Below are 21,162 nucleotides of genomic sequence, written 5' to 3' on the forward strand. Positions count from 1 at the left end.
GCCACCTCCGGGTGGCTTTTTTATTGCTGATACATTGTGCTTCTTCCCTCACCCCATTGCCTCACTGCAAATAAAATTGCGCAATATCAATGATTCACTACTCGGTTAGCGCCGATTTGCTGCAAGATATAAAGCCTGTGATATTATCGAAAGTCTGAAGTTCAATGGATCTCTAGCCCCTTTGCTCATAAGGTCAAACGAATGAACGAGAAAGTCTTCACCCTACCTGTTGTTGAACAAATTTCACCTTATATCAGCCAGCGCCAGTTGGATGAACTGCCAATCGTAGTGGTTTCCCATCCGAAGGTGCGTGCCGCCGTCAGCTTGCAAGGTGCTCATTTATTGGCTTTCCAACCGAGTGGTGAGCAACCGATTATTTGGTTGAGTAATAACACGCCATTTAAAGACGGTGTCGCTATTCGTGGCGGTGTACCGATCTGTTGGCCTTGGTTTGGCCCATCAGCGCAACCTTCTCATGGTTTTGCTCGTTTACTGCCATGGAAGCTCAGCGCCCATGATGAAAATGAGAATGGGGTTATCTTGACCTTCACTCTGGAAGACAGCGATGCATCTCGTCAATTCTGGCCACACCCGTTCACTTTGATTGCCCGCTTCAAGCTGGGCGAAGAATGTGAAATGGAATTAGAATCACACGGTGATTACGAGGCAGTTGCTGCCTTGCACACTTATTTCCAGATTGGCGATATCAGCCAGATTAAGATCAGTGGCTTGGGCGAAAAGTACCTTGATAAAGTACTGAAAATTGCTGATGCAACGCAACAAGGTGATTTGGTCTTTAACGGTCAGACCGACCGCATCTATACCCACCCTGAAGCCTACAGCCTGATAAAAGATGCCGGGCTGAAACGTACCATTGAAGTGCATCATCATCATCAAAGTGATGTAGTTGCATGGAATCCAGGTGCTGAACTGTCCAGCAGCATGGTTGATATGCCAAATGATGGCTATAAAACAATGGTTTGTGTAGAAACTGCGCGGGTGAATAAACCGTTGGTCGCCAAACAAGATTCTCCTGCACGTCTGGCCATGACCATTCGTAGTCGCAAGAATGCCCAATAATAGCTGATATTGCAGACACAAAAATGGGGCACAAAGCCCCATTTTTATTGTTCAGATAGGGTGCGTGATAGATTAACGGAAGGTATATGTGACCCCAGTCCACAGTACGCCGGTCCAGGATGCATCTACCATTGGGCTATTCTTCACTTCATTTGCCAGGTGAATATAACGACCAGTAAAGAAAGCATTCCAGTTTGGATTGATATTGTAGTTTGCCGTCAACTCCAGATATGGTGACCAGCTATCACTAGGGCTGTACTGGGCCAGTCCACTGCGGGCGGACTCCCCACGGCTCACACCATAGTAGTACTTATTCTGATCTTCACTGTTCCAGGCAACACCAACGCCCGGAGTCAGCGTCCAGCTATCAACACTGAAACGATAGAGATAAGCCAGATCGCCGACAAAGCCGCCGCTGTTATCCAGCACGTCGCCGGAGAACATGGCGCGTAAAGTCCCCCAATCCTCGATATGGGAATAAGACATACCCGCCATCAAAGTGCTACGGCGTTTATCCAACTGCTTCATCTGCTGGTCGTCACTATCGCCCGGCGTAAAATGTAGAGGCAAATAATAGGCATCAATCGATAAACGATTGTTGTCATCTTTCCATAGGTAATAACCCGCAGCCAGTGTGCGGAAATAGAAATTATCACTTTCATAAGAAACGATAGGCACTGGGTAAACACGGTCATTCTTACCGCGATATGGGTCAGGGCTGACTAATGCTGAGGCCCCCAAAGACCATGTTCCTGCCATCGCAGTAGGCATACAAACTGCCGTAGCTACAGCCAACGCTGCCAGTGTTTTGACTTGCTTCGTTTTTATGTAATGTTTTTTCACGGAAAGATCCCTTTGGTAACAAAATCGTTAGTTAACTTAGTGTAAATCAATTGCTTGCCTGTGGCGAAATCTTTACACACCCAGGCGCAAAATTAGTCTTCCCTGCACAACTTATCGCCGATATGCCACAAATTGACAACCTAAAAATTTACGTAGATTTGATTACAATAAAATAACAAGATATTCAAATAGATAATCTCAATTAATCATATATAAAACACTGTTAATGAAATAAAAAATAGATTTAATTACCGAATGATGGTTATTTATTGTACTGGGGGTGGCAAATCTGTGGTTAATGTCAACTTGACCTTTATGAGAGACGCGACCATAACAATAAGGTAGTAGTTTCAAAATTTTAACCCAATAAAGCGCTACTATTATTTTATGTTCCCAACCATTCAAACAGGACGGGCATCGCTATGAACATATTTGATCACTACCGCCAACGCTATGAGGCTGCCAAGGACGAAGAGTTCACACTGCAGGAGTTCCTCACCATCTGCCAGCAGGATCGCAGTGCGTATGCCAATGCGGCTGAACGTCTGCTGATGGCTATTGGTGAGCCTGTCATGGTTGATACCGCGCTCGAATCTCGCATGTCTCGGCTGTTCTCCAACCGAGTTATCGCCCGCTACCCTGCTTTTGAAGAGTTCTATGGCATGGAAGAAGCCATAGAGCAGATCGTTTCTTACCTTAAACATGCGGCTCAAGGGTTAGAAGAGAAGAAACAGATCCTGTATTTGCTCGGCCCTGTGGGTGGGGGTAAATCATCACTGGCTGAACGTTTGAAAGCACTGATGCAACGGGTGCCTATCTATATTTTAAGTGCTAATGGTGAGCGCAGCCCGGTCAATGACCATCCATTGTGCTTATTCAACCCGCAGGAAGATGCGGCGATTTTAGCCAAAGAATACAATGTTCCTAGCCGTTATCTCGGCACAATCATGTCACCGTGGGCGGCCAAACGCCTGCATGAATTTGGCGGTGATATCACCAAATTTAAAGTCATCAAAGTCTGGCCCTCTATTCTTGAGCAGGTCGCGATTGCGAAGACTGAGCCGGGTGATGAAAACAATCAGGATATTTCTGCTCTGGTGGGTAAGGTTGATATCCGTAAACTGGAGAACCATGCCCAAAACGACCCTGATGCTTATGGTTATTCCGGGGCATTGTGCCGCGCGAACCAGGGGATTATGGAATTCGTCGAGATGTTCAAAGCGCCGATTAAGGTGCTGCATCCCCTGCTGACAGCCACTCAAGAAGGGAACTATAACGGTACCGAGGGGATCTCTGCCCTGCCATTCAGCGGCATTATCCTCGCGCACTCTAACGAATCAGAGTGGGTGACATTCCGCAATAACAAGAACAATGAGGCCTTCCTTGACCGTGTTTATATCGTCAAAGTGCCCTATTGCTTGCGGGTATCAGAAGAGATCAAGATTTACGACAAGCTGTTGAATCACAGTGAATTAACTCATGCGCCTTGCGCTCCAGGGACGTTGGAAACACTGGCTCGCTTCTCCATTCTCTCAAGGATGAAAGAGCCGGAAAACTCGAGCATTTACTCCAAAATGCGGGTGTATGACGGTGAAAGCCTGAAAGATACTGACCCGAAAGCCAAGTCTTATCAGGAATATCGCGACTATGCTGGGGTTGACGAAGGGATGAACGGTCTTTCTACCCGTTTTGCCTTCAAGATCCTGTCACGGGTATTTAACTTTGACCATGCAGAAGTGGCAGCTAACCCGGTACACCTCTTCTATGTGCTGGAACAACAGATTGAACGCGAACAATTCCAGCAAGATGTCGCGGAAAAATACCTCGAGCATCTGAAAGGCTATTTGATCCCGAAATATGCCGAGTTTATCGGCAAAGAGATTCAGACTGCCTATCTGGAATCCTACTCTGAGTACGGTCAAAATATTTTCGACCGCTATGTTATTTACGCCGATTTCTGGATTCAGGATCAAGAGTACCGCGATCCGGATACCGGGCAACTGTTTGACCGTGAATCGCTGAATGCTGAACTGGAGAAAATTGAAAAACCTGCGGGTATCAGCAACCCGAAAGACTTCCGTAATGAAATCGTCAACTTTGTGTTGCGCGCCAGAGCCAATAACAATGGCCGCAATCCAAATTGGACCAGCTATGAGAAGTTACGCACGGTTATTGAGAAGAAAATGTTCTCTAACACTGAAGAGTTATTGCCGGTTATCTCCTTTAACGCCAAGACTTCAACGGATGAGCAGAAAAAGCATGATGACTTCGTCGATCGGATGATGGAGAAAGGTTATACCCGTAAGCAGGTTCGTTTACTGTGTGAATGGTACCTACGGGTCAGAAAATCATCATAACCTGTTGTCGAACCACCCTAATATTACAGGTACAGCTTTCGCGTTGTGGCTGTGTTGCCAGCCAGCACAGCCACAGTGTGGAAGATGCAGGGAATAGAGGCAGGGGGAGTTATGGGCTACTTTATTGACAGGCGACTTAACGGCAAGAATAAAAGCATGGTTAACCGCCAGCGCTTTTTGCGCCGCTATAAGTCGCAAATTAAACAATCGATTTCTGATGCCATCAATAAAAGGTCGGTAACTGATATTGAGAGTGGCGAATCGGTGTCGATTCCTATTGACGACATTAATGAGCCAATGTTCCATCAGGGCCGTGGCGGGTTACGCCATCGGGTACACCCCGGCAATGATCATTTTATTACTAATGACCGTATAGAGCGCCCGCAAGGTGGTGGTGGCGGCAGCGGTAGTGGTCAGGGGAATGCCGGTCAGGACGGTGAAGGCGAGGATGAATTTGTCTTTCAGATTTCCAAGGATGAATATCTCGATTTGTTGTTTGAAGACTTGGCGCTGCCTAACCTGAAGAAAAATCAGTATAAACAACTGACTGAATTTAAAACCCATCGCGCGGGTTATACCTCCAATGGGGTTCCTGCCAATATCAGTGTGGTGCGTTCACTGCAAAACTCACTGGCCCGCCGCACCGCCATGACGGCCAGTAAACGCCGCGAACTGCGCGAATTGGAGGAAACACTTAAAGCATTGGAGAACTCGGAACCGGCACAATTATTGGAAGAAGAGCGGGTACGTAAAGCCATTGCCGAGTTGAAACAAAAAATCGCCCGGGTGCCTTTTATTGATACCTTCGATTTACGCTATAAGAACTATGAACGACGCCCGGAACCATCAAGTCAGGCAGTGATGTTTTGCTTGATGGACGTGTCAGGTTCTATGGATCAAGCCACCAAAGATATGGCAAAACGGTTTTATATTCTGCTGTATCTGTTCCTGAGTCGGACTTATAAAAATGTGGATGTGGTGTATATCCGCCACCACACACAAGCTAAAGAAGTTGATGAACAAGAGTTTTTCTATTCGCAAGAAACCGGTGGAACCATTGTTTCCAGTGCACTGAAATTAATGGACGAAGTGGTGCAAGAGCACTATGACCCGGCGCAATGGAATATCTATGCGGCGCAAGCCTCAGATGGCGATAACTGGGCTGATGATTCGCCTCTGTGTCATGAATTGTTGGCGAAAAAAATTCTTCCCGTGGTGCGTTACTACAGTTACATCGAGATAACCCGCCGTGCCCATCAAACGCTGTGGCGGGAATATGAAGACTTACAGGCAAAATATGAGAACTTTGCCATGCAGCATATTAGGGAACCCGAAGATATCTATCCGGTATTCCGTGAGTTGTTCCATAGGCAGACTGTTGATAATTAACTTCCAAACTAGCCGGTCATCTTTTTCTGCCACAGAAATAGCTTTCCGGCTTTTTAATGCGCTAAAATTTCCACTCCCTGCTTAATTCTCAGAGCTAACCCAATGAAATGGCATGATGGACTGCGACAACCGGGTGTATTGGCGGCATTAACTGCTGCGGTACTGTTTGGTGCGGGAACCCCGCTGGCAAAACAATTGCTGAATACGGTGAGTCCGTGGTTGCTGGCCGGTTTGCTGTATTTGGGATCGGGGGTAGGTTTGGCGCTATATCGGTTGATAACCCGCCCGGCTACCGTCAAGTTACCACGTAATGAGTTATGGTGGTTTATCGGCGCGATTACCGCCGGAGGGATCATTGCGCCAGTGCTACTGATGATAGGCCTTACCGGTATGCCCGCATCGGGAGCCTCACTGCTACTCAATGCCGAAGGGGTATTCACTGCCCTGCTCGCCTGGTTTGCTTTCAAAGAGAATTTTGACCGACGCATTGCCTTGGGCATGATGGTGATTGTAGCGGGTGCCGCTATTTTGAGCTGGCCGGGAGAAGCTCGCTTTGCCGGATTGTGGCCGACGCTGGCTATTCTGGGTGCCTGTTTTGCCTGGGGAATTGATAACAATCTGACCCGTAAAGTTTCGCTGACGGACGCCACCTGGATTGCTTCGGTCAAAGGATTGGTGGCGGGTGTGGTGAATCTCGCATTAGCATTTTCCCTCGGCGCAACCTTACCACCACTGACCAATCTGGCTGGTGCCCTGCTGGTGGGGTTCTTTGCCTATGGCGTGAGTCTGGCGCTGTTTGTTATCGGTTTGCGTCACCTGGGTACCGCCCGAACCGGCGCTTACTTCTCTATCGCGCCATTTTTAGGTGCGGCGCTGGCAGTGGCTATGGGTGATGCAGTAACAATCCCCCTGATCGTAGCCGGGTTATTGATGGCAATAGGGATTTGGTTGCATCTGACTGAACAGCATGAACATCAGCACCACCATGATGACTTACTGCACGAGCACCAACATCTCCATGACGAACACCACCAGCATTCACATGATTTCCCCGTCAATGCCGATATCCCCCATAAACATCCTCATCAGCACCAACCGATGGAGCACTCTCATCCCCATTTTCCTGACTCACACCATCGCCACAAACATTAGTCACAAACATTAATCACAAATATGAGTTACAAATATTAGCAGTATATAAATCACCACGTTAGCGCCTATTTCATCGAATAAACACCAGACAAGTATTGGTAAACAGCATAATTTGCCCAATTGACATCATTGGCTTGTTCTGTCTGACAAATCCCCTAATATGAGAACATTCTTATTCTGGTTGTGTTGCAGAGATGACTGTGCGCTCCTTACTCATTCTGATTTTATCTTTATCATTTATTCCCCTTTGCCAGGCGGTTTATAACCCCAAAGAATATAATATTTGGCATATTCAGGGTGGTGTTTTATACGGAGCTACCCAAACAGAAGATGAGGAACCGGTGCTTATCAGTATTGCCGGCCCCACCACTCACTGGGCCAATATGGTAATTTCATTGATAGCCACTGAGCCTTGCGATCTCCACAAAACAACCACTGAATTTGCTTTTAATAATGATATGTTGACTGTCGAATATAGCTGCCTGACAACGGCGGGTCATACTGTCATAAGCTATACCCTGCATGATGCCGACAAGGTCAATAAGCTCTACAGCCAACTAAAATCGGGCTTTACCATCACATTGGATAAACGTATTAAAGTTTGGGCGGCCAATATTGGCACACCCATCAACAGTGACTAATAGCGTGGTATTTTATTGATCGTCAAGTTGGCTAAAACGTAGCGTCAAATAATCCAGCACACTGCGCACCGAAGGTAATAAACCACGCCGTGAAGGGAAAACAGCATGGATAATTTCATGGCGCAGTGACCACTCAGGTAGCAGGCGAATTAATTCACCCGTGGCTAATTGCTCCGTCACCATCATTACAGGTAACTGCACCACCCCGACACCGCTTACCGCCGCGCTGCGTAATGTGGTCATATCAGCGGTCACCAGTCGCGGTTGATGATAGACCGCCGCATGCGCCCCTTCAGGCCCGTCTAAATTCCAGATAAATTCCTGTTGAGGCTGCCCCAGTCCCAGACTAGGCCAGCCAGTCAAATCAGCCGGTACTTTCACCTGCCCAAGACGGGCAATCAATTCAGGGCTAGCGACCAGGCACTGACAGCGGTTGCCCAAAACCTTCAATACCAGATCACTGTCTTGCAACGGTGGTGGCCGAACCCGAATCGCAATATCTATGGCTTCAGCTATCGGGTCTACCTGCCGATTGGTCGATTCGAGATGCAACGTCACCAGAGGGCAACTGGCCATGAAGTCTGCCAACATAGCACTGACCGTAGCCTGCAACAGTGCCACTGGGCAGGTGATACGTACTACACCGCGTGGTTCAGCTCGTGTTAACTCTATGGCTTCTTGTGCCGCTTTGGCTTCTTCCAGCATCGCTTTGCAGTGTTCGTAATAGGTGCGCCCGACATCCGTCACGGCAAAGCGCCGGGTTGAGCGCTGAATTAATCGCACCCCCAGCCGCTCTTCCAGTAAAGCCAACCGTCGACTCAGTTTTGATTTGGGCAAACCTAATACTCTGGCGGCAGCACTGAATCCGCCATGCTCTACCACCTCTGCATAATAATAGAGATCGTTAAGGTCCTGCATACCCCGCCTCTCAGTTGCTTATCATTGTTCCAATAATAGAACACTGATAGCTAAATTTGCTATCTACTGCCGAAATTATCCTGAATATATACTTTATCCAACTTGTGGACAGGCGGATTGAATAGCCTGGCTGCTATACCTCATTAAGGTGTTGTAAGGAGAATGCGATGAAAAAAGTTCAAGGTATTTATCGTGCGCCGCGCCAACATTGGGTCGGTGATGGTTTCCCGGTTCGCTCACTGTTTTCATACCAGAGTCATGGTAAACAACTCAGCCCGTTCCTGTTGCTGGACTATGCCGGACCGATGGATTTCACTCCGACCCAGCATCGTCGTGGTGTCGGGCAACACCCACATCGTGGATTTGAAACAGTGACCATTGTGTACGACGGTGAAGTTGAACATCGTGACTCTACCGGTAAAGGTGGGATTATTGGCCCCGGTGATGTGCAGTGGATGACCGCTGGTGGCGGTATTCTGCATGAGGAATTCCATTCCGATGCCTTCGCGAAACGTGGCGGGGCTTTTGAAATGGTACAGTTGTGGGTCAATTTACCGGCAAAAGATAAAATGACCGCCCCCGGTTATCAGGCGATTCGCAGTGAAACCATTCCTCAGGTCGCATTATCTGAAGGTGCAGGTAGTCTGCGCGTTATTGCCGGTAATTATTCCGGAGAAAATGGCCCAGCCAATACATTCTCACCGCTGAATGTCTGGGATATCCGGCTAAATCAAGGAAAAAGCGCCGAGTTCTCCCTGCCAGATGGCTGGAACACGGCACTGATTGTATTGCGCGGTACCGTGCAAGTTAATGGTGATGCCATTGCCCGCGATGCAGAAATGGTGTTGTTGGACTCTACCGGCAGCAATGTCACTATTGAGGCTAATAATGATGCAGTGCTGTTATTACTCAGTGGTGAGCCAATCGATGAGCCCATTATCGGTTACGGGCCATTTGTGATGAATACGCAGGAGCAAATAGCCGAGGCTATCGCTGATTTTAACAGTGGCCGCTTTGGTTCGATGGATAATCACGCATAACCGCTGAGCGACCCGCCATTACCTGATATCGTTATTATCAGGTAATGGCATTCAGCTGGTTATCAAACCCAAATATCAACCCGCCCGATACTCACCGCAAATCCCCTCTTTCCCTCCCCGGTTATCGACTAAACTTAATGTTATATTCTGTACAAAAAATAGCATCAGCATAAATAAGACAAGGGGATTTTTTTACATGTGGCGCTTTAATTCACATTTGAATATTTGTCATTAATCTTATTCTATTTATAAACAAATAGTGATATTCCAATAGCCACGGTGATAATTTCGCTCAAACAACAAGTAACAAGACTGCCAAGCGATTCTTTTTCCTAGGAATTAATCATGAAAACCCAAAAAACAGTAAAATGGCAGAAAAAAGGGCAGTCTGAGTACAACGAAAATAATGCCTTATTAAGCGCATTAGATCATTCATTGGCGATTATTGAGTTTGATCTTTCCAGCCGCATTATTGAAGTTAATCAAAACTATCTTGATTATTTTGGCTATCAGCGTGATGAAGTGATTGGCCAACATCATTTGATGTTTTGCCATCCTGGTTATGCCAGCAGCGAAGAGTATCAAAAAATCAAAAAATGTCTGCTAGCCGGGCAATCGCTGGAAGGACGTTTTGAGCGTTTACATAAAGACGGTTCAACAGTTTGGCTGGCGGCCATTTATCAACCGGTCCCCGGCCCTGACGGTTCGGTGACCCGTATGGTGAAAATCGCCAAAGACATTACCTTTTTAATCGAACAACAAAAAGCAACCCAAGAGTGGGTGCAGCTTTTAACGCAATTAACCGACCGCAGCGACAGCGCAATGTTTATTGCCGCGAATACCGAGCACGGGCAACAAGCTGTTTATATTAATCAGGGGTTTACGAAACTGTTTGGCTATACCCCAGAACAGGCTCTGGGGCAAAATATGGTCGATCTACTGCAAAGTGCGCATCCTGAACAGCTCGCGCCAGTCAATGGCCACTCACCCGATACACGCCAACGGCTGCTGCCTAAAGAGCTTTTTTACAGCAAAGACCGGCAACCCCATTGGTGCTCAGCAGTGATGAACTCACTGATTAATGAGCAAGGCGAGCAGAGTTACAGCATTGGGGTGCTAACTGATATCACCCTGACAAAAATGTATGAAGTATTGCAATATAAAGTGTTGGAAGCCCTGGTCCGCGAGCGCCCGCTGGAAGAAGTGATGTCATTACTCTGTCATGAAGTTGAGCGGATTGCTCCTGAGGTGACCGCCAGTATTTTGCAAAGTATCGGCCAGAATCACCTTTCCCATCTTGCTGGCCCTAGTCTGCCACTGACTTATACGGCCATCCTCACCTGTGTGCCCATTGGCCCATTTTCCGGTTCCTGCGGGACAGCTGCATTTCGCAAAGAAGCGGTTGAAGTACAAGACATCGCCACTGACCCATTGTGGCAGGACTACCGACATCTGATATTACCGCATGGTTTATTGGCTTGCTGGTCAACGCCTATTCTCTCCAGCCAAGGGCAAGTACTTGGTACATTTGCTTTTTATTATAAACAGAAACGAAAACCCAGTGATTTTCATCGTCAGCTGGTCAAATTAATTGCCAATTTATGTTCTCTTGCTATGGAGCGAGAACTCTCACGCAAACAAATTCAACATTTGGCTTTTTATGATTCATTGACCGGGTTGCCCAATCGCACCCAGTTTTTGGTGTATGCCAAACAAGCCATTGCTCTGGCAGCTGAAATGAATCATCCGCTGGCGGTATTGGTGATTAATCTGGATCGGTTTAAACAAGTCAATGACTCACTTGGTCATGCCGCTGGCGATGAATTACTGGCGGCGATGGCCCAGCGCCTGCGCGACAGTTTGCCTAAAAATGACATCATTGGCCGCCTGTCTGGCGATGAATTCATCATTATTCTGACCTCCAGCACCCTGCAACAGACCACGGTAAGAGTAGAGAAAATGCTCAGTTTGTTGTCACAGCCCTGCCAAATTGCCAACATGAATATTATTCCGTCGGCCAGTGTAGGTATTAGTTTGTATCCTGAAAATGGTATGGAAATGGACACCCTGATGAACCATGCCGATATTGCGATGCATAAAGCGAAAAATATGGGGCGCGGACATTTCAATTTCTTTAGCGCAGAAATGAATAATCTCAATCAACAGCGCCAGGATATGGAAGATGCGCTACGTCATGCATTTCATATCGGCTCCCTGGAGTTATTTTATCAGCCACAAGTGATGCTGAAAGATGGCCATCTGTATGGTGTCGAAGCTCTGAGCCGTTGGAAGCACCCAATATTGGGGGATATTCCACCACAACGTTTTATTCCGCTGGCCGAAGAGAGTGGTCTTATCAATGAACTGGCCCTATGGGCGATTGAAACAGCATGTCGGCAATTGGCCGACTGGCGTTTGCGGGGCATTGATGTTCCCTCGGTGTCAGTGAATTTATCGCCAACCAATTTCCACAATCTGGGTTTACCGGACATGATTCTGCATATTTTGCACCATTATCATTTACCGCCGCAGGATCTGACGTTGGAAATTACCGAAGACATATTGATTGAAAATAATCCGGCCATATTCACGACAATCGAAAAAATTCATCGTCTGGGGGTTCGACTATCCATGGATGATTTTGGCACCGGTTATTCTAGCCTCAGTTACCTGCGCCGCCTGGATCTCGATGAAATCAAACTGGATAAAAGCTTTGTACATGACCTTGAATATGATGAAACCAGCCGAACCCTAAGTGAAGCAGTGATACGTATTGGCGAGAGTTTGCAATTGTCGGTGATTGTCGAAGGGGTAGAGAATGAAGCCCAGCGCACCTTATTGAGCCGGCAAGGTTACCTGATTGGTCAGGGATTTCTATTTTCCGAAGCGCTACCCGCTATCAAACTGGAAAAATGGTTAGAGCATCGTCTGACAAGTTAGACGGTGAATAATAAGAGATATATGATTGGTTGTAGTAATCTATTAGGGATTTCTAAACACTAACAAGTGACATTGTCACTATCGTTGGGTTGGGTCATGCTCAACCTTTTCATTTGTCGGCAATTTCTTTATCCTTGCTGCCTTTGTAATCTGGATGTTGTTTTGTTGTTATGCAAAAATTCCTTTTTCTGCTGTTAAGCTTGATTCTACTCGGCCCTCTGGGCATCGACCTCTACTTACCGACCATTCCTGCTATTGCCAAGGGGCTGAACAGTAGCGAGTCATTGATCCAATCCACCATTGCGCTGTTTATTTTAGTTCTGGGGGTCGGGCAACTGATTGCTGGACCATTGGTTGACAAATATGGCCGCAAACCGATTGCCATCATCGGGATAATCCTTTACATGCTAGGTGCCGCCATGGCTGCTCTGGCTGTCAGCCCTTTCATGTTTGTCAGCTCTCGCCTGTTACAAGGTGTGGCCGTTTGCTGTACGGCAGTGGTGGCATTCAGTGGGGTGCGCGACCGCCTGAACGGCAATGAAGCTGCCCGTGCTTTTGGTTTTCTCAATGGCACATTAAATATCGTGCCGGCATTAGCCCCATTATTAGGTGGTTTGTTGGCCGAAGCCTTTGGCTGGCGTGCGCCATTCTGGTTCCTGGCTCTGTACGGATTGTTGGTATTAATCCTGGTTATCGTTTTCCTACCGGAGACTCGCCCGGCAGAGACGCAACCGGTGAAGAGTTTGCCGATTAAAAACTATCTGCGTATTTTGCGTGATGACCGTTTTCTGACTTTCGCGCTGGTGAATGCGGGCGCGATGGGAATGGCGTTAACTTATGTCTCTCTGGCACCCAATGTCTTGATGGTGGGCGCTGGACTCAGCCCGCTGCAATTCTCGCTGGTGTTCGGTGCCAATGGTTTTTGGATCATGGCCGTCAGCTTTTTTGCGAATCGGATTATCCAAAAAGTGGGCCGCCCAGCCTGCCTGATGACGGGTAGCGTGCTGATGGCACTCGGCTGTTTCAGCCTGCTATATGGCCTGCGCTTAGCACCTGAAGTACAGCATCACTGGCTGGTTTACATGTTACCCGTCGCCAGTGCCTGTGCCGGTTTAGCCTTTATGATGGGGCCAGCCACCAGCTATGCACTGGAGCCTTATGCCAATGAAGCGGGTGTTGCTTCAGCCTTGGTTGGGTTTGTACAGATGGCAGGAGGCGCGGGATTAGGTCTGTTGGCGATGGCCTTACCGATTGAACCTAAGTTATCTCTGGCTATTGTGATGTTGGCCGGTTGCTTACTGGCCTGGCAAGCGCGCCGTGCCAGCAAGCATGTGCGCGGTAAATTACAAAAGATAAACTAACCATTCGCTATGTGCGCTCGGTGGTGACCTGAACCCTGGCTGCCAGCGCACACATCAACTCATACCCCACCGTTCCTGCGGCTTGTGCCACATTATCAATGGGCACATTCTCACCCCATATTTCGACTTTGCTGCCCATCTGCGCTTGCGGACATGGCGAGAGATCCACGGTGAGCATATCCATCGAAATCGCCCCCACAGTGTGCGTCAATATACCATCCACCATAATAGGTGTTCCCGTCGGTGCGACACGCGGATAACCATCAGCATAACCACAAGCAACCACCCCTATGCGCTGCGCACCAGTAGCGCGATAACGGCTACCATAACCCACACTTTGACCGGCGGATAATGATTGCAGCGCGATAATCTCACTGTGCAAACTCATCACCGGGCGCAGACCAAGGCCAGCAATATCTGCAATATCACCACTGGGTGACGCGCCGTAGAGAATAATTCCCGGACGTACCCAGTCATAATGGGTGTCCGGGTTACGCAATATTGCCGCTGAATTGGCAAAGCAGCGAGCTGCCGGAATATGCCCACTGGCCTGCTGGATCTGAGCAAATTGCTCATCAGCGCCAATAGGATTATCTGCATTAGCAAAGTGGCTCATTAATGTGATTTCGCCGACATTGCTGAGGCTGTTGGCCCATTGCCACACAGCTTCCGCCTGACCAATTGGAAACCCTAAACGATTCATACCGCTATTAAACTTCAAGTAAATATTGAGTGGAGCCGTCAGGCGGGCCGCTTTGATAGCCTCAAGTTGCCAGTCACTGTGCACCGCCGTCGTCAGGCGATAATGATCCAGCAGCACCAAATCCTGCGCTTGAAAGAAACCCTCCAGTAATAAAATTGGCCCTTGCCAGCCCTGTTCTCGCAGCAGAATAGCTTCGTTTAAATCCAGTAAAGCAAATCCATCCGTTGCCGCCAGCCCTTGCCAGACACGCGCTAAACCATGACCGTAGGCATTGGCTTTCACCACCGACCAAATTTTTGCCCTTCCCACATGGCGGCGAACAACATTCAGATTATGGTGCAGCGCAGGTAAATTCAGCGTGGCAGATATCGGGCGAGGCATGCTTATTCCTTCCAGAACACTATTCAGTTGTTGTTAACAAAAGGGCTATCCACTAATCCCCTAAATAATTCGAGTTGCAGCCAACACACATGCAGCTTGAAGTATGGCGGGTATAGGTTAACGAATGGGATGAGCGTCATGTAACGGCGCAACATTCAGCGGCCGAAAGCCCGCGTTATAGCGCGAGACCGAGAGATCATCTGCCAGAATCGCAGGACGCCGACCAGACATAATATCGGCCAATAGTTGACCTGAACCGCATGCCATGGTCCAGCCCAAGGTGCCATGCCCAGTATTGAGATAGAGATTTTTCAGCGAAGTTCGCCCAACAATAGGTGTACCATCCGGTGTCATCGGGCGCAGGCCAGTCCAAAATATCGCCTGACTGATATTACCGCCATCGGGATACAAATCGCCGACGACCATTTCCAGTGTTTCCCGCCGCGCCTGTTCCAGTTGGGTGTTGAATCCCACGATTTCCGCCATGCCGCCCACCCGAATGCGATTGTCAAAACGGGTAATAGCTATCTTATAGGTTTCATCCAGCACGGTAGAATAGGGTGCGTCAGCAGGGTTGGTGATGGGGATTGTCAGGGAGTAACCTTTTAGCGGGTAAACCGGAATCGATACTAACCCCGCCAGCAGCGCAGTTGAATAAGCGCCAAAAGCCACGACATAAGCATCGGCTTTGATGATGTCATCGCCGCACAACACGCCAGCGATTTGATCCCCGTCCACCAGCAGTTTTTCCACTGAGCGATTGAAGATAAATTTCACGCCAGCCTGTTCGGCCATTGTTGCCAGCCGCTCGGTAAACAACTTACAGTCGCCAGTTTCATCATTAGGTAGACGTAAGCCGCCGGTGAGCTTATGTGCCACTTTTGCCAGAGCTGGTTCGACGGTGGCCAGTTGATCCGCAGTTAACAGCGAATACGGTACCCCTGCATCATCCAATACAGCAATATCTTTAGCTGCATTATCAAATTGCTGTTCGGTGCGGAATAATTGCAGCGTTCCCCCTTGCCGCCCTTCGTACTGAATACCGGTATCTTCGCGTAGATCTTTCAAGCAATCACGGCTGTACTCGGCCAACCGCACCATACGGCTTTTGTTAATCATATAGTGGGAAGTGTCGCAGTTTCTCAGCATTTGCCACATCCAGCGCAACTGCGAAGCACTGCCATCCAGGTGAATCGCCAACGGCGCATGGCGTTGGAACATCCATTTAATGGCTTTTAGAGGAACACCGGGGGCAGCCCAAGGTGCCGCGTAGCCGGGAGATATCTGGCCCGCATTACCTGCACTGGTTTCCTGAGCTGGCCCATCCTGCCGGTCAATGACCGTGACATCATGTCCATCTTTCGCTAAGTACCAGGCACTGGCAACACCAACCACACCACTTCCTAAAATGACAACGCGCATATCACCCCCACACAAAATGCATCAAAAGCACAATATTCTGTTGACAGAAAATTAACTCAGCAGAAAAAACTATCCAACACATTAATGATAGATTGTGACTTAATTCACAATTAATTTACACCGCAATCACTTTCCAATTCAATAGCAGGCTTTAAATAGCGATAACATGCTATTTAAAGCGGGATATACAAAAAAATGACTGAAAATAGCGCTTATTATCCCTATTAACAGCATGAATAATTGCCATGTTGCTGATGTTAATTTTATTGGTTTTATATTCTGCAATAACCACAATTAGACAGAGCAATAATCTAATTAAATCTCTTTTGGGATAATAACTTCTGCCAGTAAAAACAGTCCCTATTCCCGCGATAGAGAGCCTCTATTTTGAAAGATGACGGATATTCATTGACATAAAGTATTGCCATGCCTCAATTTGTTCATATTGAGCTAGGATTATTGAAGTGACCAGTATTTTGCAGGGTTATAAAACCGTGAGGATGCGCTAATGACAACTTCAACATCGAAACACACCGCGCAAGATAAGCGCCTGACTGACGGCCCAGACTGGACATTTGAATTGTTACAGGTCTATCTGGATCAAATAGACCGGGTGGCAAAACATTACCGGCTCGATACCTACCCCCATCAGATTGAGGTTATTACCTCGGAACAAATGATGGATGCCTACTCAAGTATTGGTATGCCCATTAATTATACCCACTGGTCTTTCGGTAAAAAGTTTATCGAAACCGAGCAAAAGTATAAGCACGGCCAGCAAGGGTTAGCCTATGAGATTGTGATTAACTCCAATCCTTGTATTGCCTATTTAATGGAAGAAAATACCATTACTATGCAAGCCTTAGTGATGGCTCACGCCTGTTATGGTCATAATTCTTTCTTTAAAAATAATTATTTATTCCGCGCATGGACTGATGCCAGTTCCATCGTTGATTATTTATTATTTGCGCGCCATTACATCAGTGAATGCGAAGAACGCTATGGTGTGGAAGAGGTTGAACGACTGCTCGATTCTTGCCATGCATTGATGAATTATGGTGTTGACCGCTATAAACGCCCGCAAAAAATCTCGCTAGTTGAGGAGACTGCACGGCAAAAAAGTCGAGAGGAATACCTGCAAAGCCAGGTCAACTCTTTATGGAAGACCTTGCCACGTAAAGACAAAGAAGAAGTGCAAGCCCAGGCTCAGCGCTACCCAAGTGAGCCGCAAGAGAATCTGCTCTACTTTATGGAGAAGAATGCCCCGTTGCTGGAATCATGGCAGCGGGAAGTACTGCGGATTGTGCGCAAAGTGAGCCAGTATTTCTATCCGCAGAAACAGACCCAGGTGATGAACGAAGGTTGGGCAACTTTCTGGCATTACACCATTCTTAATCATTTATACGATGAAGGCCGGGTCAGTGATCGGTTTATGATGGAGTTCCTGCACAGCCACACCAATGTGGTGTATCAACCGCCGTATAACAGCCCTTATTACAGTGGTATCAACCCTTATGCGCTTGGATTTGCCATGTTCCAGGATATCAAGCGCATCTGCCAGTCTCCAACCGAAGAGGATTATTATTGGTTCCCGAATATTGCCGGTAAAGACTGGTTGGATACCCTGCATTTTGCGATGCGCGATTTTAAAGATGAAAGTTTCATTAGCCAGTTCTTATCACCAAAAGTGATGCGTGACTTCCGTCTCTTCACTGTGCTGGATGACGATAAGAATAACTATCTGGAAATTTCGGCCATTCATAATGAAGAAGGCTATCGTGCTATTCGTAATGAATTATCTGCTCAGTATAACTTGAGCAATCATGAACCTAACATTCAAGTCTGGAATGTTGATCTGCGCGGGGATCGTTCTCTGACGCTACGCTATATTCCTCATGACCGAGCACCGCTGGATAAAAGTCGCCAGCAAGTGATGAAACATATCCATCGCTTATGGGGGTTTGATATTCATATGGAACAACTAAATGATGATGGCAGTATTGAATTGCTTGACAGCATTCCACCCAGAGCCAATAAGCTCTAATCTGGCTGTATCAGTGCGTTGATATCAAATGGAAAAGGGGCGCGGTTGGCCCCTTTTTACTGTGCTATTTTTACTGATTGTGCTTCTAGCGGCGAGCTTCTGCCAAATCACTTGGCATGGTGCCCTGCATACTGTGCCAGATAGCCCCGCTCTCTTTACCGTAGGCACGCAGGCAATCTAACACCTGATCATAGGCTTTCTCATCGCACAGTGTCGACAAGCGGCTATAAAACGTCAGTGCCAACTTACGCGCTTCTGGATTCGAGAAATAATAACGCCCAACGCGAGTATACAACCCTTTCAATCCATTGAGAATTAAACCATAAATTGGGTTGCCTGAAGCAAAAGCCAAACCACGGAAAATACCGTAATCCAGCGCAGTGAACGACTCTGCGTTATCGTCAACCGTCTGCGCTTGTGCCAGAATTTCTTGCGCTTTTTCGGGATGATTGCGGATAGCTGTCCGGACAAAAATTGTCGCGATATTGGTTCGAACAGCCAGTAAGTTATCTATCAATTGTGGCACGCTATCGTGGTCAAGCCGCGCCAGTGTTTCCAGAATATTAAGACCGGAAGTTTCCCAAAAGTTGTTTACTTTCGTTGGTTTACCGTGCTGAATAGTGAGCCAGCCATCGCGGGCTAGCCGTTGTAGCACTTCGCGCAATGTTGTGCGGGTCACTCCAATCAGCTCTGAAAGTTCACGCTCCGCGGGCAAAATAGTGCCTGGAGGGAAGCGATTATTCCAAATACTTTCAATAATATACTCTTCCGCGAAACCGGCAGGACTTTGCGCCTTTATAACCATATTTTTTGACGTTCCGTAGCGATAAATATCAGCAATTTAGTATGCTCATCATACCAGACGACGCTATTCTGATATAGATCCAGAGCCGAACAAATGGTGAAAGCAGTCATAAAGTTGCAAAAATTGCGCAGATGTAATGATGAACAGATTATACATATTGCTTTTAGGCGAATAACGTAAAGTAAAATGTAACCTTGAGCAGTAATAGCGCCATATATCCTGAATAATTCAAGTGACCGCGCACAGCCAACGCGCATGCAGCTTGAAGTAGGACGGATATAATAATTTATTAAGGAGACCTTAGCTCACAATGGACATCACCATTAGACAAGCCGTACTCAGGAATTTTCTTGGCAATTCACCAGATTGGTACAAGCTGGCAATTATAGCGTTTCTCATCATTAACCCGTTGGTGTTCTTTTTTATCAGTCCTTTTGTCGCCGGTTGGATGCTGGTTATTGAATTTATCTTCACGTTGGCGATGGCACTGAAATGTTATCCGTTACAGCCCGGTGGTTTACTCGCCATTCAAGCCGTCGCTATTGGGATGACCAGCCCGCATCAAGTAGCAGAAGAAATTGCCAATAACCTCGAAGTCCTGTTGCTACTGGTATTTATGGTGGCGGGCATCTACTTTATGAAACAGCTCTTGCTGTTTATTTTTACCAAACTGCTGCTGAGCATCCGCTCAAAAATCACTCTTTCCCTCGCTTTCTGTGTCGCTTCTGCCTTCCTTTCCGCCTTTTTGGATGCATTGACCGTTATCGCCGTGGTCATTAGTGTATCGGTGGGTTTTTATACTATTTATCATCATGTTGCCTCAAATCACTCAGATAATGACATCAATGATGACAGTTGGATCGACAGTCAGGAAAATCGCAAGACGCTGGAACAATTCCGTGCATTTTTACGCAGCCTGATGATGCATGCGGGTGTGGGAACGGCGCTGGGTGGCGTGATGACTATGGTGGGTGAACCGCAAAACCTGATTATCGCCAAAAGTGCCGGTTGGCATTTTGGTGATTTCTTTATGCGGATGCTGCCCGTCACCCTGCCAGTGCTGTGTTGTGGATTATTGGTTTGCATACTGGTCGAGCGTTTTAAACTGTTTGGCTATGGTGCCGCGCTACCTGAGCGTGTTCGTCAGGTCCTGACTGATTACGATAAGCAGGCCAGCGCGAAACGCAACCGTCAGGAGAAAGTGAAGCTGCTGGTTCAAGCACTGATCGGCGTTTGGCTGGTTCTTGCATTGGCGCTACATTTGGCTGAAGTGGGCTTAGTGGGATTGTCGGTCATTATTCTCGCCACTTCTTTTTGTGGCATCACCAATGAACATGCGCTGGGTAAGGCATTTCAGGAAGCGCTACCTTTCACTGCGCTGCTTACAGTGTTTTTCGCCGTAGTCGCAGTGATTATCGAACAAAGCTTATTCACTCCGATTATTCAGTTTGTTTTACAATCTTCACCCTCGGCCCAATTATCCCTGTTTTATCTGTTTAATGGCTTACTGTCTTCGGTTTCTGATAATGTCTTTGTCGGTACCGTATACATTAATGAGGCGCGGAAAGCATTTGAATTGGGCGTTATCTCTCTGCAACAGTTCGAGTTGTTGGCCGTCGCGATCAACACCGGTACTAACCTGCCGTCGGTGGCAACACCGAATGGTCAGGCCGCGTTCCTGTTCTTGCTAACCTCAGCGCTCGCTCCGCTGATTCGCCTGTCCTATGGCCGAATGGTATACATGGCTCTGCCTTATACCATAGTGATGACAGGTGTCGGCCTGCTTGGCGTGGAGTATTTATTAGTTCCAGTGACGGAGTGGATGATGCAAAGTGGCTGGATAAGTTTGCCTCATATCGCTGCGGGAGTTAGCATGACACACTGATAACTTACCTTATAGTTCGTGCCAGCCCACTATTCTCCTCGCTATTCGGGGCTAAGATGGGCTGGTAAAACAAACCAATATCTCATCCAAAGCAAAATTGATGCTTCTGGTAGCTGTCATAGGCGAGAAATAGCTGATTTTTGCCTAATTTTACCGTTGGGTAGCTGGCAGCAAAGATGAATTGGTTTACACTGCCAGTAC

General features: G+C 47.4%; 15 protein-coding genes. 10 read left to right on the forward strand and 5 right to left on the reverse strand.

Annotated features, from left to right (window positions below):
• Positions 1 to 201 precede the first annotated feature (201 nt).
• Positions 202 to 1,080: a D-hexose-6-phosphate mutarotase gene (locus tag QSV56_RS19195; protein WP_050334014.1), complete on the forward strand. Its 879-nt coding sequence runs from the start codon at positions 202 to 204 to the stop codon at positions 1,078 to 1,080.
• 72 nt (positions 1,081 to 1,152) lie between these two features.
• On the opposite strand, the gene QSV56_RS19200 is transcribed toward QSV56_RS19195, so the two are convergent.
• Positions 1,153 to 1,923, reverse strand: a complete 771-nt coding sequence (locus QSV56_RS19200; protein WP_005169267.1) for a MipA/OmpV family protein — start codon at positions 1,921 to 1,923, stop codon at positions 1,153 to 1,155.
• Positions 1,924 to 2,345: 422 nt separating this feature from the next.
• On the opposite strand from QSV56_RS19200, the gene yeaG reads away from it, so the two are divergent.
• The 4 genes from yeaG to QSV56_RS19220 all read left to right on the forward strand — a co-directional run bounded on the left by yeaG (position 2,346) and on the right by QSV56_RS19220 (position 7,462).
• Entirely contained in the window at positions 2,346 to 4,280 is a 1,935-nt protein-coding gene (gene yeaG / locus QSV56_RS19205; protein ID WP_019079537.1) for a protein kinase YeaG, read from the forward strand.
• Positions 4,281 to 4,391: 111 nt separating this feature from the next.
• Positions 4,392 to 5,669, forward strand: coding sequence for a YeaH/YhbH family protein (locus QSV56_RS19210; protein WP_046694947.1), 1,278 nt, complete (start codon positions 4,392 to 4,394; stop codon positions 5,667 to 5,669).
• A 102-nt stretch (positions 5,670 to 5,771) separates the two neighbouring features.
• Positions 5,772 to 6,821, forward strand: a complete 1,050-nt coding sequence (locus tag QSV56_RS19215) for a DMT family transporter (protein WP_046694946.1) — start codon at positions 5,772 to 5,774, stop codon at positions 6,819 to 6,821.
• Between the two features lie 194 nt (positions 6,822 to 7,015).
• A complete protein-coding gene (locus tag QSV56_RS19220) occupies positions 7,016 to 7,462 on the forward strand; it encodes a hypothetical protein (RefSeq protein ID WP_050158300.1) in 447 nt (148 codons plus the stop codon).
• 12 nt (positions 7,463 to 7,474) lie between these two features.
• Here QSV56_RS19220 and QSV56_RS19225 read toward each other — a convergent pair whose 3' ends face one another.
• Positions 7,475 to 8,380: a LysR family transcriptional regulator gene (locus tag QSV56_RS19225; protein WP_050880398.1), complete on the reverse strand. Its 906-nt coding sequence runs from the start codon at positions 8,378 to 8,380 to the stop codon at positions 7,475 to 7,477.
• A 167-nt stretch (positions 8,381 to 8,547) separates the two neighbouring features.
• On the opposite strand from QSV56_RS19225, the gene QSV56_RS19230 reads away from it, so the two are divergent.
• From QSV56_RS19230 to QSV56_RS19240, 3 genes are all read left to right on the forward strand, one after another.
• Positions 8,548 to 9,420, forward strand: coding sequence for a pirin family protein (locus tag QSV56_RS19230; protein WP_301213349.1), 873 nt, complete (start codon positions 8,548 to 8,550; stop codon positions 9,418 to 9,420).
• Positions 9,421 to 9,765: 345 nt separating this feature from the next.
• On the forward strand, positions 9,766 to 12,360 hold the full coding sequence (locus tag QSV56_RS19235; RefSeq protein ID WP_301213350.1) for an EAL domain-containing protein: 2,595 nt from the start codon (positions 9,766 to 9,768) through the stop codon (positions 12,358 to 12,360).
• Between the two features lie 170 nt (positions 12,361 to 12,530).
• Complete coding sequence (locus QSV56_RS19240) at positions 12,531 to 13,721, forward strand: multidrug effflux MFS transporter (protein WP_050130723.1); 1,191 nt, start codon at positions 12,531 to 12,533, stop codon at positions 13,719 to 13,721.
• Between the two features lie 7 nt (positions 13,722 to 13,728).
• On the opposite strand, the gene dadX is transcribed toward QSV56_RS19240, so the two are convergent.
• Together dadX and QSV56_RS19250 are read right to left on the reverse strand one after the other, a co-directional pair.
• The gene (gene dadX / locus QSV56_RS19245) at positions 13,729 to 14,805 is read right to left on the reverse strand and encodes a catabolic alanine racemase DadX (RefSeq protein WP_050130726.1); all 1,077 of its coding nucleotides are present in this window, start codon (positions 14,803 to 14,805) and stop codon (positions 13,729 to 13,731) included.
• A gap of 117 nt (positions 14,806 to 14,922) precedes the next feature.
• Positions 14,923 to 16,227: a D-amino acid dehydrogenase gene (locus tag QSV56_RS19250; RefSeq protein ID WP_301213354.1), complete on the reverse strand. Its 1,305-nt coding sequence runs from the start codon at positions 16,225 to 16,227 to the stop codon at positions 14,923 to 14,925.
• 508 nt (positions 16,228 to 16,735) lie between these two features.
• On the opposite strand from QSV56_RS19250, the gene QSV56_RS19255 reads away from it, so the two are divergent.
• Positions 16,736 to 18,271, forward strand: a complete 1,536-nt coding sequence (locus QSV56_RS19255; protein WP_013649969.1) for a SpoVR family protein — start codon at positions 16,736 to 16,738, stop codon at positions 18,269 to 18,271.
• An 85-nt stretch (positions 18,272 to 18,356) separates the two neighbouring features.
• Here the strand turns inward: QSV56_RS19255 and fadR are convergent, their stop codons facing one another.
• Entirely contained in the window at positions 18,357 to 19,076 is a 720-nt protein-coding gene (fadR, locus tag QSV56_RS19260) for a fatty acid metabolism transcriptional regulator FadR (RefSeq protein WP_005162963.1), read from the reverse strand.
• 310 nt (positions 19,077 to 19,386) lie between these two features.
• Here fadR and nhaB point away from each other — a divergent pair, with 310 nt between their 5' ends.
• Entirely contained in the window at positions 19,387 to 20,961 is a 1,575-nt protein-coding gene (gene nhaB / locus QSV56_RS19265; RefSeq protein ID WP_019083199.1) for a sodium/proton antiporter NhaB, read from the forward strand.
• Positions 20,962 to 21,162 lie beyond the last annotated feature (201 nt).

This window comes from Yersinia sp. 22-579 (assembly GCF_030433455.1).
Classification (GTDB): Bacteria; Pseudomonadota; Gammaproteobacteria; order Enterobacterales; family Enterobacteriaceae; genus Yersinia; species Yersinia enterocolitica.

What these genes read in the sequence shown, in the direction of transcription:
- yeaG (WP_019079537.1), top strand. Translation starts at nt 2,346, where the DNA reads ATGAACATATTTGATCACTACCGCCAACGCTATGAGGCTGCCAAGGAC.
- nhaB (WP_019083199.1), top strand. Translation starts at nt 19,387, where the DNA reads ATGGACATCACCATTAGACAAGCCGTACTCAGGAATTTTCTTGGCAAT.
- QSV56_RS19210 (WP_046694947.1), top strand. Translation starts at nt 4,392, where the DNA reads ATGGGCTACTTTATTGACAGGCGACTTAACGGCAAGAATAAAAGCATG.
- QSV56_RS19250 (WP_301213354.1), bottom strand. Translation starts at nt 16,227, where the DNA reads ATGCGCGTTGTCATTTTAGGAAGTGGTGTGGTTGGTGTTGCCAGTGCC.
- QSV56_RS19255 (WP_013649969.1), top strand. Translation starts at nt 16,736, where the DNA reads ATGACAACTTCAACATCGAAACACACCGCGCAAGATAAGCGCCTGACT.
- QSV56_RS19240 (WP_050130723.1), top strand. Translation starts at nt 12,531, where the DNA reads ATGCAAAAATTCCTTTTTCTGCTGTTAAGCTTGATTCTACTCGGCCCT.
- QSV56_RS19195 (WP_050334014.1), top strand. Translation starts at nt 202, where the DNA reads ATGAACGAGAAAGTCTTCACCCTACCTGTTGTTGAACAAATTTCACCT.
- QSV56_RS19225 (WP_050880398.1), bottom strand. Translation starts at nt 8,380, where the DNA reads ATGCAGGACCTTAACGATCTCTATTATTATGCAGAGGTGGTAGAGCAT.
- QSV56_RS19215 (WP_046694946.1), top strand. Translation starts at nt 5,772, where the DNA reads ATGAAATGGCATGATGGACTGCGACAACCGGGTGTATTGGCGGCATTA.
- QSV56_RS19220 (WP_050158300.1), top strand. Translation starts at nt 7,016, where the DNA reads ATGACTGTGCGCTCCTTACTCATTCTGATTTTATCTTTATCATTTATT.
- QSV56_RS19230 (WP_301213349.1), top strand. Translation starts at nt 8,548, where the DNA reads ATGAAAAAAGTTCAAGGTATTTATCGTGCGCCGCGCCAACATTGGGTC.
- fadR (WP_005162963.1), bottom strand. Translation starts at nt 19,076, where the DNA reads ATGGTTATAAAGGCGCAAAGTCCTGCCGGTTTCGCGGAAGAGTATATT.
- dadX (WP_050130726.1), bottom strand. Translation starts at nt 14,805, where the DNA reads ATGCCTCGCCCGATATCTGCCACGCTGAATTTACCTGCGCTGCACCAT.
- QSV56_RS19235 (WP_301213350.1), top strand. Translation starts at nt 9,766, where the DNA reads ATGAAAACCCAAAAAACAGTAAAATGGCAGAAAAAAGGGCAGTCTGAG.